The organism is Nostoc sp. CALU 1950 (assembly GCF_051172895.1).
Classification (GTDB): Bacteria; Cyanobacteriota; Cyanobacteriia; order Cyanobacteriales; family Nostocaceae; genus Nostoc; species Nostoc edaphicum_A.
Map to the genome: position 1 here is coordinate 58,830 of NZ_JBDNJQ010000015.1, position 13,975 is coordinate 72,804.

The following is a 13,975-nucleotide window of genomic DNA, read 5'->3' on the forward strand; positions in this document are numbered from 1 at the left end:
TTTTACTGAGTTTGGGTTAGATTTGCGATCTGCGCTTCTCCTTGCAAAGAGGCTTGTCTGCGACACGCTCCGCGAACGCCAACGCAGCAGCACTTCGCTATCGCCTCTAGCTCGAAATTATCCACCAGATATTTCAGAGCATTGGCAAGAATTTGCTCCTGGTTGGGGATTTGAGCGATGAGATTGTAGAGTTCGGCGTCATTGAGATCCAAAGCTGCTTGATGCACCTGAATAATCCACTCTGGCGACATTACCTGTAAATCTTTGGCAGTTAGGGATTTCTGAAGTAAAGTTTGCTGATCTAACCCCAGTAAAGCTTTTTCGCGGTAGTGGTAGCAAACTCCTAAGTAGTGTGCAATCTTCTCAAATAGGATAGCTTCTATAAATGGTTTGTTGATGTGGTCGTTGCAGCCTGCTTGAATGCTAGTGATGTAATCTTCCTCAAAGGCATAAGCCGTCACCGCAATAATCACCACGTCTTTACCTGCCTCCTTCCCTCGAATTTGCCGGGTAATTTCGTAGCCATCCACCACGGGCATTTGAATGTCCATTAAAATCAGGTGGGGATGCCATTTTTCCCAGAGAGCGATCGCTTCATTTCCGTTCTCGGCGGCACAGACCTCGAACCCAACTGATTCCAATAGCCTGATGAGCAACTGACGATTTTCTTGAAAGTCTTCCACCACCAAAATACGATAAGTGGGCTGTCCCGGTTCCAGACCGATAACAGTGCGAGTCGTTTCCGACACGATGATATCCACTGAGCTTCCCAGACCCAGTAAAACCTCACAAATAAAAGTTGACCCTTGATTTAGGGTGCTTCGCACTGTAATATCACCACCCATTAAACGGGCAAACTGACGGCTAATCGATAAGCCTAAACCTGTACCTTGAGTATGGCGACCTCGTTCTGTTTGCATGAAGGCTGCAAACACAGTTTCCAGATCAGACTGAGCGATACCACATCCAGTATCTTCAACTTCGACATGAAGGGTGATAATTGGTTTGGAATCATCGGTATAAAGAGAGGGACTGCGTTCTGTTGAATCAAGTGAGTTGATGCTGGACACTCTCCCGATCAAAGTTTCTAATCGCAGACTGACATTGCCTGTTGTCGTAAATTTGATCGCATTGCTTAATAGGTTGAGCAGAATTTGGCGCAGTTTTGATTCGTCACCATACACATAGCGAGGAACGCTGGTATGCTGTTCTGTTCTCAAATCAATTCCTTTCTCTAAAGCTTTGAGGGCAACCATATCTCTGATGGAGTGGATTAGTTGATGCAAATCGAAACAATTTTCCGTTAGCTGTAACTGACCCGCTTCAATTTTGGACATTTCCAACACATCGTTGATCAAGGTTAGTAAGTGTTCTCCACTGCGGCTAATGATGTCTAAATCTTCTTGAAACTCAGATGGAATCTTGTCGCTGCGGTTCATCAACTGAGTAAATCCCAAAATGGCATTGAGAGGAGTCCGCAGTTCGTGGCTCATTTTAGCGAGAAACTGGCTTTTGGCACGGTTGGCGATCGCAGCTTGTTCTGCCGCTTGTTCTAGAGCTATCTGGGAAAACTCTAGCAGTGCCAACATCAGCGTATTTCGCATCTCTGTAGCGGCTTCCAGTTCCGCAATTTCCCAAGGCAAGGAAGTTTCTCTCACAGTTTCTTTCCACAGTTCAAACGACTTCCGGGGACACAATTCCATCTCTCCAATTTCATTGATTTTCACTGTGTCTTGGGGGTTGCCCACCCAATTCACTGTCTGGATTTGCTCCGGTCGAAACCAGATAATATGGTAAGACTTTTGTTTAACATGATTGAATAAAATTGAAATTGCGAGGATGCCGCTAGCTTGATCTTTAAATACCTTCGCTTCTGGATATAAACGTGATAGGGAATCAGTCGCAAACACTTGTTCTTCCTGGTGTTGCACCAACCACGTCACCAAATCCTGCACTTGGGTAATCGATGGCGTTTGACCAACTAATGTCAGATGACCGTCAAGTGAAATCGCCGCTCCTTGAGCATGAACTAGCTCCAGTAATTGAAAAGTATTTCGGCTCAACACTTGCTCAATAAAATTGGACTCCTGTAATAACATCTGTTGCAGGTCATCCTGAATCTTTTTCACCTGTGTTCGGTAAACATACAATTGTTGTTCTTGTTTATGCACCAGTTCAATCGAGGCAAACTGTCCTAAAAATTCACAGGCTTTACGAGTTTCATAATCCACTAGTTTCGGGCTGTAGTGGTGACAGGCAATTAATCCCCAGAGGCGTTTGTCGTTGAGCAACGAAATCGTCATCGACCCAGCAACCCCCATATTCTGTAAGTATTCAATGTGATAGTGAGACACTCCTCGTAACAGAGAATTACTCAGATCGAGGGGTGTATCCGTCAGAGGATGGTTGCTGGGAATCAGAGGGATAGGGGTGTAATTGACATCGGGAATGAATCGCATCCACTTGCGGCAAAACAACTTGCGGGCTGGCGCGGGAATATCTGTCGCCATATAGTGCAGTCCCAAGTAGCTTTCTAGATGCCTCTGTTTCTGCTCCGCAATCACCACACCACTATCGTCTGCCTTAAAGCGGTAGATCATAACTCGATCAAACCCAGTCATTGCTTTCACATCTTTGGCAAGGGTTTGAGCCATATTTTTCAGGTTAGTGGCATTACGGAGATTGGCGATCGCCCCTTGCAGGCGGTGATAGAACTGGGTTGAATGGTTGCTGTTGCTGGATTGCTGAGGTTCTAGTTCCAGGATCAACCCATCTACCATCCGGTACATCACACCTCTAAATGTCTGATTTTTCTGTTGCCAATCAGTCTGGGCAACCCTCCGCCGGGTTTTTAGTTGAAACGGATTGCAAAGCTCCAGGTTATCTTGAGCTAGATACCCAGTAAGTCGTTGCACTTGATCGCCAGAAAACAATCGTTGTAATGGTTTACCCAGCAATCCTTCCGCCGAAATCCCAAAAAACTGTTCCACATTTTCACTAATCTGCAAGATTCTCAGGTGTGGCTCTTGCAGTATCAGCAACATTCCATGCGGCTGAATATAGCCCGGAGCATACACCGATTCATCACTGCACACTTCTAAAGCCGTAAGTACTGAAGGGGTCAGCGAGGAGAGTGAAATAGGATTTGGTGACTGCATAGCTAAGATAAACGGTTTTGGAAATCAAAAGTAGTAAATCTAGATTGAAAATTCTCACAAGGAGAATTACCTTGAATCATTTGAAAAACTTGCTAAAAATGATACTCAGTAAATCGAAAAGCTTTTTCAAAATAGCGATGTCTAGTAGTTCGCCAAGTGAACTTGGCGGGGTAAAGGGTAAGGGGGAAGGGGGAAAGGGTTTAAATCCCTTAACCTTTCCCCTTTTCCCTTTCCCCAGTCCTCACTTAGCATTTTTGGGTTGGCAGACTACTAGTTGGGCTACATTTACACAAAAATTCCTATCTAAATATAAATTTTTGCTTAACTATCTATGTAAAATGCCCATTTGTAGTATCTTTGGCAACAAAAATTATAACCCTTGGTATACAAGGGTTATAAGCAAAAAATGCGACATCATTTTGTGAAATGGCGACATTTAATTTATGAATGGATAAGTGTGTATGAATACCTGGATAAAAAGTTTTACCCGATTAATTCAAGTTGCTATTTTTTATTAATGGGTAAGTCCTAAACTTTATATTTTAATCTCTAACTGAACCCTATTATTTTATATTCAGGACTTCTACCAATTCGTAATTCTTAATTACGAATTACGAATTAGTACAAGTTATATTATTTATGAATTCGCAAGTTGTTGATAGCGTTCCTGAACTTCCTGAATCGAAAACAAAGTTTCAAACTTCAACCCAGCAGACTGGTACAACTCACCTCCCCCTTGCTGTCGGTCTACTAGTGAAATTACTTGATTTACGGTATAGCCTGCATCTTTAAGACGCTCAACTGCTTTGAGAGCAGATTGCCCAGTTGTAACCACATCTTCCAAAACTACTACTTTTGCACCTTCTGGTAAACTAGGGCCTTCTATATAAGCTTTCGTCCCATAACCCTTAGCTTCCTTACGAATAATCAGCGCTGGTATCGGTCGGTTTTCATAAACAGAAACTATACTCACTGCTGTCACAATTGGGTCAGCCCCCATTGTTAAACCACCTACAGCCTGTGTATCTACAGGTAACAAAGGGAACACTAACCGCCCAACTGCTAAAGCACCTTGAGGATGCAGTGTCACCTGTGTCTTGTTGACATAATAAGAACTACGTAGCCCAGAAGAAAGGAGAAAATCACCCTCTTGATAAGCAAGTTGGCAAAATAAATCTAGTAGCTTGTGGCGCAAGGTAGTCAAATCAGCAGTGGTTGCCCAAATATCTGAGTGGGTAAGAGTTTCAGTAGGATACGTCATTACAAAACATTAAAAGTTGTGCTACACCAAAGGTTGAACTCATCAGAGTTCTGAACTTAAGCATAAATTAAGATTCGCCCAAAACAAAAATTGAGGAGTCGGAAACGTGCGTATAAAATTCAAAACCCTTGGTGGTTTATTAGTGCTACTTGCTGCTGGTATTGCTTTTCCCTCAGTTGCTTCTGCCCAAACGGAAACACCTAAAACTGAAACTACGAGTGATGTATTTGAACGAGCTTATTTTCGACACGATCGCAATTTCTACGAAAATAGCAGCCTCAAACGCCAGCTAGACTCATTTCTAGGATCTGGTGCCGGCTTTGGTGGTTCTTTCCCAGAAAATGAAATTGCCCGCGATGCAGAGCTGGTTAACACTTTATATCATGATGTCCTGACTCAGCAAGTTGGCAACGATCCTTATATTCGTACCCCTGATTTACCAAATCCTTATGACACATCACTGATGATGTCTCCTCGTTTGAATAGCAACAAACTCAAAGTAGGAACTGAATTCAGGTTTGAAACCTTACCATCCCGGTAAGATTGGGGAGTCGGGAGTGGGGAGCAGGGGATAATAATTACTAACCAACATTTCAGCAATATTCAGTACAAGTGCCCATGCCCCTCAAGAGTGCTGAGTGGTGAATATCACTTTTTTACTCAGAACTGGCTCAACGCCCCGCTATCCATGTACGGAACTCGGAACTGTTTGGCCCAATACCCTGTGTTACTGCTTTTTAAAGATTCAGTGCGCCCTGCTGGAATCGAACCAGCCTGAAGACGAATTATGAGTTCGTTGCCTCCCCAATCGGCCAAAGGCGCTTGTTTTGTTGGGTTATGGGTTGCTATGAGTAAATTATTTTAACTCTTAGGTCAACCTTACTTGCTAATTTTAGAATGAGGAAAATACCTCATGCACTGAGTTTAGCCAATTCCATGAATATAGCACAAATTTATCACGTGTGAATACTGGACAATAGTTTACCAGATTTTTATACTACATAATTTGATCATAGATATAGTGCAAACTAATATTGATTAAGTTCCTTTAAGGATTGAGGTCAAAAGCTTCACTATTCTTAAATAGACCAGCATTCTATTGTGATAGCTTGTCAGCGATGAAAATAAATTCTACTGTACTTCTTACTTTGATTTTGTTAATCCTGATGATGGGAGCAGGTTCTGTAAGCGCATTTTTGGGGTTTGAACTAGGGAGTTCAGCACTTAAAGGCGTTACCACACCAGATGGGCGACCCACAACCAAATTTGCCAGCAATAAGGCAAATAGCTCTCAACAGGGAGGGCTAGTGCTATTAAAAGAGGAAGAGATACTGAAAATTGTCAAGGCGCGAATTGAGGGTAAGACCAAGGCTGCTAAATCGGAAAAGCTAGAGGAAGATGATGAAGAAACCAATAGCAGCAAGCAAAAGCCAGAGGAAAAAACCCCAGAAGTGGTTGAAGAAAAACCCCAGCTAGGTTTTCCGGTTACTGCCCAAAGTGAGGGTGTAACCATGACTGTGGAATCTTTCCGCTACTCCGGTGGTGATTTGCTACTGAAAGTGAAAATGCAGAACAAAGGTAAGGATTCTGTGCGCTTCCTTTATAGTTTTCTAGATGTTAGCGATGATAAAGGACGAACCTTGAGTGCCAGTACAGAGGGTTTACCAACAGAATTGCCTGTAAATGGGCCAGCATTTTCAGGTACAGTGAGCATTCCCACAGCTTTACTTGATGATGTCAAGAAAATATCACTTGCTCTTACTGATTATCCCGCTCAACAATTGAAGCTAGAGGCATTGGATATTCCTGTAGAAAGGTAGATAGAGACTGGGGACTGGGGGACTGGGGGACTGGGGACTGGGGACTGAATTATTCCCAATACCCAACCCCCCTAAATGGAGGGCGTGAGTTTTACACGAGCTTTGGCGGTGATTGGTTTTCCTAATTTAATTTGGACAGATGTGGCGCTACGGTTATTGTCAGTGCTACTACTGATTGCCATAAATGCCTTTTTTGTGACAGCGGAATTTTCGATGGTGAGCGTGCGGCGATCGCGTATTCACCAGCTAGTTAAGGCTGGGGATATTCCAGCGATCGCAGTCGAAATGCTACAACGCAGTATTGACCGACTGCTATCTACCACCCAGTTAGGCATTACCCTCTCTAGTTTGGCACTGGGATGGATTGGCGAAAGTACGATTGTCGTGCTGGTGAATGCATGGTTTAAATCCTGGCCTTTACCTAGTGGGATGACTACCTTCCTGGCGCATTCCTTATCAATTCCCATTGCCTTTTTCTTAATTGCCTATTTGCAAATAGTGATCGGAGAATTATGTCCCAAATCCTTAGCTATGCTGTACTCAGAACAGCTAGCGAGGTTTTTGGGGCCTTCGGTAAAAGCGATCGTGCGTTTTTTTGGCCCCTTCATTTGGATTCTCAACCAATCAACTCGTTTTTTATTACGGATTTTTGGCATCCAATACACAGGTCAAGGCTGGCGACCACCTGTAACCCCTGAAGAATTGCAACTAATTATTTCTACAGAATGGGGATCTACTGGTTTACAGCGTGCGGAGCGAGAACTGCTCAATAATGTCTTTGAGTTTGGGGATGTCATGGCCCAAGATGTGATGATCCCCCGCACCAGTATTATCACACTGCCAAAAGACGCCACCTTCCAGACATTACTCAAGGAAATGGCTTCTACTGGTTACTCTCGCTATCCTGTGATTGGTGAATCTTTGGACGATGTTCGCGGCATTGTTTATTTTAAAGATTTGGCACAACCTTTGGCTGTAGGAAACCTAAGTTTAGAGACACAAATCCAACCTTGGATGCGTCCCGCCCGGTTTGTTCCAGAACATACGCCCTTGAGTGAACTTTTGCCCATGATGCAGCAAGAGAAACCCGCTATGGTCATGGTAGTGAATGAATTTGGCGGTACTGTGGGACTAGTGACAATCAAAGATGTCATTGCCGAAATCATTGGCGACGCCGGCGAACCTGAAAGCAGCGACGATTTACTGATTCAGATGTTAGATGAGCAGAAATTTTTGGTGCAGGCACAAATTAACCTCGAAGACCTCAACGAAGTTTTGCATCTCGATTTACCCGTGACCAGAGAATACCAAACACTGGGAGGCTTTTTGCTGTATCAGTTACAGAAAATTCCTGTTAAAGGCGAAACCTTCTGTTATGAAAATCTTGAATTCACTGTGGTATCAATTGTTGGCCCACGCCTGCATCAAATTCAACTGCGACGGTTAGAAGAGTTAGGAGTTGAGAGTTAAGAGTTAGGAGTTATGGATTTTAACTCAATATAGTTCAGATAAGACCAAAACACTTGTAGAGACGGCGATTTATCGCATCTTAACCCAAGCGTATTGGATTTTAACTCTTAACTCCTCACTCCTCACTCAAGAAGCATAGGCCACTGGATCAACAAGTCCCAATTCGGCAAAAGCTGCTAGCCGCAAGCGACAAGAATCACACACGCCGCAGGCGACATCACCACCGGCATAGCAAGACCAAGTTAGTTCCCAAGGAACTCCCAATTGGTTCCCCAGTTGGATGATTTCAGTTTTTTTCAAATTTATTAGGGGTGCAACAATATTAATTGGTTGTCCCTCACGCCCCTGTTTGGTTCCCAGGCGAAAAACTTCCTGCATTGCCTGGATATAATCGGGGCGACAGTCAGGATATCCTGAGTAATCTAAGGCGTTGACACCAATATAGACACGCTCTGCTGCGATCGCTTCGGCGTAACCCAGAGCAAAGCTTAAAAAGATGGTATTACGAGCCGGAACATAAGTGACAGGAATATTTTGAGACATTTCATCCAGCGATCGCTCCTGGGGTAAATCAATGGCGTCGTCGGTAAGTGCTGAACCACCCCATTGTCGTAAATCAAAATTAACTACCTGATGTTTTGCGATCGCAGCCTTTTGACCAACAGTGAGAGCTGACTGTAACTCTCGTCGGTGTCGCTGCTGGTAATCAAAGGAAATAGCATGACATTCACAGCCATCGGCCTTAGCTTTATACAGAATTGTGGAAGAGTCCAATCCCCCAGATAACAGAATTACAGCTTTCATCTCGATTGCAACTTTTGGATTTCAAATCGCCAAATCAAACCTTAAGGTGATTTCTCAAAATAATTTTACCGATGAGCAGGGCGAACAGCCGTTCTCCTCTACGATGAAATGATCTTGTGTGGTAATTTTTATTCTGGAAATCACCTAACAAGATCCCAGGAAGCAATACTAAGGATAATTTACACTTAGGTCTTACTGAATTTTTTCAAGCTAATAAAAAGACATATATTTTTTGTAGAAAGTGCAAAATCCCAAGCAAACCCGAAATATCTATACAAAAGATATTTGGATTACGGGAACCGATCACAAACTTTGAAATTCTTCATAAACATAGGCTCTATGTTACCATCTGGATGGTTTTAGACGGATCGTAACCGGCTTTCGAGTATAAACGCCAACGGCCGTAGCGTCTCTAAATTTGGTGGTTGAGGAGAGAATAATAGTGCAAAATAGCATGTCAGTGGCAGAACCGAATCCATATACACAGCGCAACCAGCCACGACCGATCCGCATAGGCGTGATTGGAGTGGGTAACATGGGACAACACCACACTCGCGTGCTGAGTTCAATGAAAGATGTTGAACTAGTCGGAGTGGCAGATATTAACGTCGAGCGAGGATTAGAAACTGCCAGCAAGTACAAGGTGCGTTTTTTTGAAGATTACTGTGACCTGCTACCCCTTGTGGAAGCAGTTTGTGTAGCTGTTCCCACCCGTCTGCACTATGCCGTGGGTATCAACTGTCTGTTAGCGGGAATTCATGTTTTGATTGAAAAACCGATCGCAGCCAGTATTTCTGAGGCAGAGTCTTTAGTAAATGCCGCAGCTGAGTCTGGGTGTATCCTGCAAGTAGGTCATATTGAGCGTTTCAACCCAGCTTTTAAAGAACTGAGCCAAGTGCTGAAAACAGAAGAATTGCTGGCGCTAGAAGCCCACAGAATGAGTCCCTACTCAGATCGGGCAAACGATGTTTCAGTTGTGCTGGATTTAATGATCCATGACATCGACCTGCTTCTGGAATTAGCTGCTTCCCCAGTAACAAAATTGACTGCTAGCGGTACTCGCTCCCTAGACTCTGGTTATTTAGATTATGTAACCGCCACCTTGGGGTTTGCCAATGGTATTGTTGCTACTCTGACTGCCAGTAAAGTCACCCACCGAAAAATTCGCCGGATTGTCGCCCATTGCAAAAATTCATTTACTGAGGCAGATTTTCTCAAGAATGAAATTTTGATTCACCGACAAACGGCTGCCAATTCTCTCACCGACCACCGACAAGTACTTTATAGGCAAGATGGTGTGATTGAAAAAGTCTACACCAGCAACATTCAACCCTTAAGTGCAGAATTAGAACATTTTGTCAACTGTGTGCATGGTGGCAATCAACCCTCAGTAGGTGGTGAACAAGCTCTTAAAGCCCTAAGACTGGCAAGTTTAATTGAGCAGATGGCGCTGGAAGATCGAGTTTGGAATCCATTAGACTGGCAATCGGAACCAAGGGTACAATCATTGACACCGACAGCCTAGATCAAGAGGGGATGAGGGGATGAGGGGGACAAGGTAAAATTTTCTCCCTGCTCTCCCACAGCCACAACCTCAAAAAAAATCTAAAATATGTTTTTAAATTTGCCATCAAATCTTTAGATCCTCCCAAGTCCTGATTACAAAAGCGACTAAGGGGGATCTAAAAAATTAGAAAACAAAACCTAGTGGTTGGTTTCATTAATTTTGTAAGGTTCGTAGTGAGCGAGAAATCGCTCAATTTCAAGGGTTAGAGCTACTTCCGAACTTTTAATAACCCTAGAAATTAATGAAACATACCCCTACCTTCCATTCGTCTTGCTTTGTTTCTTCGTTGCGATGCCAACTTTAATAATGCAGCAATTTCAGGAATTGACTAAATGCTTGAATGGATAACTAATACTATCAACTATTTTGGCTATTGGGGAATCGCCCTACTGATGTTCCTAGAGAACCTGTTTCCCCCCATTCCTTCAGAATTGATCATGCCACTAGCTGGATTTACAGCAAGTCCATATCAACCAGGAGGGGCAAAGCTAAATATCATTGGTGTGTTTTTCGCAGGACTTTTGGGTTCTGTATTGGGCGCACTTATTTGGTACTATCCAGGTAAGTTTTTGGGTGAAACCCGTTTAAAGCGTTGGGCTGACAAGTATGGCAAATGGTTGGGCATATCTAGTAAAGATATCACCAAGGCCAAAGAGTGGTTTAATCGACAAGGTAGAACAGCAGTATTAATTGGTCGCCTTGTACCGGGAATCCGCACCTTGATTTCTGTTCCCGCAGGGATGAGCAATATGCCCTTGCTACCATTTTTGGTTTACACAACATTCGGTAGCGCTGCTTGGGTGGGTTTGCTAACATACTCAGGATACATATTGGGTAGTCAGTATGAACTTGTGGACAAGTACCTTGCTCCTGTATCCAAAATCGTACTTGGGGGTTTGGTTCTAGCATTTGTTTTCTGGATATTCAAGCGCCAGTTAAGACGTACTAGAAGATAAAACACGGACGCTTTTGGTTTGAAAGCAGTGAAAGCAGGGGTTACATCTGGCCAAAATTCGCCTACACTATGCCAAATAATACTAGATGTACGAAGGCATAAGCTTATCGGAGATATCGCCGGAATTCATTTTTGACGTATTTCTAGCTACACTTGACGCAACCTAGAATTTCTGGTTGCTCGCATTTTTGTAAGATGAGCATGACAACTTTTTACAGTTAAGTTTGAACTAGGAGCTTTCATGACAGACCAACCTTCCGCCGCTACCCCAATCAATGCCGCTGCTATACCGATGAATAGGCAGCCCTTAGCATCGACTCCCATCAATGCTGTTAATAATAATCCTCCCAAGACAGGCGGTGTTCCGGGAAAAACCATTCTCAGTGTTGATTTAGGCAGAACTTCCACAAAAACTTGTGTGAGTCGTGAACCCGGTAATGTGGTGTTCGTACCTGCCAACGTCAAGCAGATGTCAATAGAACAAGTACGCGGTGGTGTTTTTGAAGCCAGAGCTACTGACCCCTTAATGGATTTGTGGCTGGAATATCAAGGAAATGGATATGCTGTTGGTCAACTAGCAGCCGATTTTGGGGCGAATCTAGGAGTCGGACAATCTAAGGTAGAAGCTGCACTGGTAAAAGTGTTAGCAAGTGCTGGCTACTTTAAACTCAGAGACGATATCTCAGTAGTACTAGGTCTGCCTTTTCTTTCCTTGGAGCAATTTGAAAAGGAAAAAGCACAGTTGATTAGCCAAGTAGGTGGCCCTCATGTGTTGAACTTCCGAGGCGAATCTGTGTCGCTGAACGTCAATAAGGTATGGGTCATGCCAGAAGGTTACGGCAGCCTGCTGTGGTCTGAAGCTCAACCGAAGAAAAGTCCTGGTAGCCCCGATTTTACAAAAATATCGGTGGCGATCGTCGATATTGGACACCAAACCGTCGATCTTTTGATGGTAGATAACTTCCGTTTTGCCAGAGGTGCTTCTAAGAGCGAAGACTTCGGGATGAATAAGTTTTATGAATTGGTGTCTGCCGAAATCGAGGGAGCAGATAGTCAATCTCTAGCGTTGATTTCCGCTGTCAACAAACCCAGAGGAGAACGCTATTACCGTCCTAAAGGCGCTAGTAAGCCCACCAACCTAGACGATTTTCTTCCCAACCTCACAGAGATGTTTTCGCGCGAAATCTGTAGCCGTGTGCTAGCCTGGTTGCCAGAACGCGTCACCGATGTGATTCTTACTGGCGGCGGTGGTGAGTTCTTCTGGGACGACGTTCAACGTCTGCTCAAGGAAGCAAAGATTAATGCTCATTTAGCAGCACCTTCCCGTCAGGCGAATGCTTTGGGGCAGTATATTTATGGAGAGGCACAATTATCCTCCAATCGCGCTGCTAGGGCATAAAGCTGATGTTCCAATGGTCAAAAAAGGTAGTTAAATCCGTCACGTTCAACCCAGAGCTTGCTGATGAAAGCTTGTTAGCGCAAGTAGAAAGTTATTTGGAAAAACAACCAGACAAGACTTTCAGCGATCTCTGTAAAGAAGCCTTGTGGCAATCTTTATGTGTACCGGAATCTGTACAACCTGCTCCACAAACAGCAGCAACAACACCGATTGATCAACAAATCGGTGAACTGCAACGTCAAGTGGCTGGACTTGAGGAACGTTTTTTTGCCAAGGGATCTAATCGTTTGGAGGCGATGGAACATCATCTACTGCAACTTTCTCAACAAGTCGCACAACTGGCGCTCATAGTCAACGATCGATCGTTCATTCCGTCTCCAACTCAATTAGAAGTAGTAAATAATACTTCTTATACTGTTGCTACCCCTCCTCAAGAGGTTGACCCCGTAATCAGTCGCCTTAGTCAGTTTCTCGATGATTTTTAAGGAAAAATCACGTTTGTGAGCAGTTTTTGCTCATATTAACAATCCTTAATAGTTAATACTATTAAGGATTATTAATGTTTATATATGGAAATATTGGGATTATTGAGATTTGTATAGATGGGGCGATCGCTCATAACTGAAACAGCAGATTTTACCCAATAGTAACTGTGAGCAATAACCTAAAAATACCGGATTTTGATGCCAATCTGATCGTGTCAGAAGCTGAAAATATTGCCAAATTTCATGCTGGGATGTTCTGGAATGATTCTGTAAAAACAGTTTTATCCGTCTGTTGTAATTCGCCTGAATTATTTCCATATTTAAAAGTATGCAATTCTCGCTTAGATTACATTAGTAAGTGGTTAAATAAGTATTTTGGCGGTTATAATAATCGAGCCTCAAAGCGAACTAGTAAGAAGATAGGCACTGTCTCTGACAAAATTATTGACACGATTATTTCTGCTCGTTTACCTACTCTCAGCACTGATGGCATTAATCACATAAAGTATGCCCATCGTCTTTCCATGTCGGCAGAAAACATATTAGGTCTTCTTTTAGAAGAATATCTTGCCGAAAAATTGTCATTTTATGGTTGGTACTGTGCTTGGGGTGAAACTATAAACAAGGTTGATTTTTGTACCAAGCAAGGTGAGCTATTACAAGTTAAAAATCGTAGTAATTCTGAAAATAGTTCGAGCAGTAGTGTCCGTAAAGGAACTATCATTCGTAAATGGCATAGAGTCAATGCTCAAAATGGAGCTTACTATTGGAAAGAACTGAATCAATTAATAGGATGCTCTAATCTGTCTGAAGAAGACTTTGGTGTATTTGTTAGACAAACTATTGCTGAAAATAATGCAGCATTGTATGTAGAAGATAGTAAATACTGGCAACAAATTCAGTAGTAAAAGTCTTAAAATAATCAATACGCTAAGGATTTAGTGATTAAATAGTGAAAGCTGTTCAAAGACTGGTATCCCCTTAGGTTTTTCCTGTCTAATTAGGGCTTGCTGAAAAAAAAGAGAAGGTTACAGTCTCTAGATTCTCAGACCAAAG

11 protein-coding genes and 1 tRNA gene are annotated in these 13,975 nt (G+C 43.1%); 8 read left to right on the plus strand and 4 right to left on the minus strand.

Annotation, left to right across the window (positions count from 1 at the left end):
- Nucleotides 1-2: 2 nt before the first annotated feature.
- Together ABF638_RS07105 and pyrE are read right to left on the minus strand one after the other, a co-directional pair.
- Nucleotides 3-3,158: a response regulator gene (locus ABF638_RS07105; RefSeq protein ID WP_435021454.1), complete on the minus strand. Its 3,156-nt coding sequence runs from the start codon at nucleotides 3,156-3,158 to the stop codon at nucleotides 3-5.
- A 637-nt stretch (nucleotides 3,159-3,795) separates the two neighbouring features.
- Nucleotides 3,796-4,419, minus strand: a complete 624-nt coding sequence (gene pyrE / locus ABF638_RS07110) for an orotate phosphoribosyltransferase (RefSeq protein WP_435021456.1) — start codon at nucleotides 4,417-4,419, stop codon at nucleotides 3,796-3,798.
- Nucleotides 4,420-4,525: 106 nt separating this feature from the next.
- Here pyrE and ABF638_RS07115 point away from each other — a divergent pair, with 106 nt between their 5' ends.
- Nucleotides 4,526-4,960 carry a hypothetical protein gene (locus ABF638_RS07115; RefSeq protein WP_435021458.1) on the plus strand — a complete coding sequence of 145 codons (435 nt, stop codon included), beginning with the start codon at nucleotides 4,526-4,528 and terminating at the stop codon, nucleotides 4,958-4,960.
- 208 nt (nucleotides 4,961-5,168) lie between these two features.
- Here ABF638_RS07115 and ABF638_RS07120 read toward each other — a convergent pair.
- A tRNA-Ile gene (locus ABF638_RS07120) sits at nucleotides 5,169-5,241 on the minus strand.
- Between the two features lie 296 nt (nucleotides 5,242-5,537).
- Between ABF638_RS07120 and ABF638_RS07125 the strand changes: the two genes are divergently transcribed.
- Both ABF638_RS07125 and ABF638_RS07130 read left to right on the plus strand, forming a co-directional pair.
- Nucleotides 5,538-6,239, plus strand: coding sequence for a hypothetical protein (locus ABF638_RS07125; protein WP_435021460.1), 702 nt, complete (start codon nucleotides 5,538-5,540; stop codon nucleotides 6,237-6,239).
- Between the two features lie 75 nt (nucleotides 6,240-6,314).
- On the plus strand, nucleotides 6,315-7,709 hold the full coding sequence (locus ABF638_RS07130) for a hemolysin family protein (RefSeq protein WP_435021462.1): 1,395 nt from the start codon (nucleotides 6,315-6,317) through the stop codon (nucleotides 7,707-7,709).
- A 126-nt stretch (nucleotides 7,710-7,835) separates the two neighbouring features.
- Here ABF638_RS07130 and queC read toward each other — a convergent pair whose 3' ends face one another.
- The gene (gene queC / locus ABF638_RS07135; protein WP_435021464.1) at nucleotides 7,836-8,513 is read right to left on the minus strand and encodes a 7-cyano-7-deazaguanine synthase QueC; all 678 of its coding nucleotides are present in this window, start codon (nucleotides 8,511-8,513) and stop codon (nucleotides 7,836-7,838) included.
- A gap of 442 nt (nucleotides 8,514-8,955) precedes the next feature.
- Between queC and ABF638_RS07140 the strand changes: the two genes are divergently transcribed.
- The 5 genes from ABF638_RS07140 to ABF638_RS07160 all read left to right on the plus strand — a co-directional run bounded on the left by ABF638_RS07140 (nucleotide 8,956) and on the right by ABF638_RS07160 (nucleotide 13,824).
- Nucleotides 8,956-10,038: a Gfo/Idh/MocA family protein gene (locus tag ABF638_RS07140; protein ID WP_069068972.1), complete on the plus strand. Its 1,083-nt coding sequence runs from the start codon at nucleotides 8,956-8,958 to the stop codon at nucleotides 10,036-10,038.
- Between the two features lie 374 nt (nucleotides 10,039-10,412).
- Nucleotides 10,413-11,036 carry a DedA family protein gene (locus ABF638_RS07145; RefSeq protein ID WP_181928489.1) on the plus strand — a complete coding sequence of 208 codons (624 nt, stop codon included), beginning with the start codon at nucleotides 10,413-10,415 and terminating at the stop codon, nucleotides 11,034-11,036.
- Nucleotides 11,037-11,276: 240 nt separating this feature from the next.
- Nucleotides 11,277-12,434, plus strand: a complete 1,158-nt coding sequence (locus tag ABF638_RS07150; protein WP_181928490.1) for a ParM/StbA family protein — start codon at nucleotides 11,277-11,279, stop codon at nucleotides 12,432-12,434.
- A gap of 5 nt (nucleotides 12,435-12,439) precedes the next feature.
- The gene (locus ABF638_RS07155) at nucleotides 12,440-12,919 is read left to right on the plus strand and encodes a plasmid segregation centromere-binding protein ParR (RefSeq protein ID WP_335120069.1); all 480 of its coding nucleotides are present in this window, start codon (nucleotides 12,440-12,442) and stop codon (nucleotides 12,917-12,919) included.
- A gap of 167 nt (nucleotides 12,920-13,086) precedes the next feature.
- On the plus strand, nucleotides 13,087-13,824 hold the full coding sequence (locus ABF638_RS07160; protein WP_435021468.1) for a SinI family restriction endonuclease: 738 nt from the start codon (nucleotides 13,087-13,089) through the stop codon (nucleotides 13,822-13,824).
- Nucleotides 13,825-13,975: the final 151 nt, after the last annotated feature.

Excerpts from the sequence above, each read along its gene's own strand:
- ABF638_RS07130 (WP_435021462.1), top strand. The coding sequence starts at position 6,315 with ATGGAGGGCGTGAGTTTTACACGAGCTTTGGCGGTGATTGGTTTTCCT.
- ABF638_RS07125 (WP_435021460.1), top strand. The coding sequence starts at position 5,538 with ATGAAAATAAATTCTACTGTACTTCTTACTTTGATTTTGTTAATCCTG.
- pyrE (WP_435021456.1), bottom strand. The coding sequence starts at position 4,419 with ATGACGTATCCTACTGAAACTCTTACCCACTCAGATATTTGGGCAACC.
- ABF638_RS07155 (WP_335120069.1), top strand. The coding sequence starts at position 12,440 with ATGTTCCAATGGTCAAAAAAGGTAGTTAAATCCGTCACGTTCAACCCA.
- ABF638_RS07145 (WP_181928489.1), top strand. The coding sequence starts at position 10,413 with ATGCTTGAATGGATAACTAATACTATCAACTATTTTGGCTATTGGGGA.
- queC (WP_435021464.1), bottom strand. The coding sequence starts at position 8,513 with ATGAAAGCTGTAATTCTGTTATCTGGGGGATTGGACTCTTCCACAATT.
- ABF638_RS07150 (WP_181928490.1), top strand. The coding sequence starts at position 11,277 with ATGACAGACCAACCTTCCGCCGCTACCCCAATCAATGCCGCTGCTATA.
- ABF638_RS07105 (WP_435021454.1), bottom strand. The coding sequence starts at position 3,158 with ATGCAGTCACCAAATCCTATTTCACTCTCCTCGCTGACCCCTTCAGTA.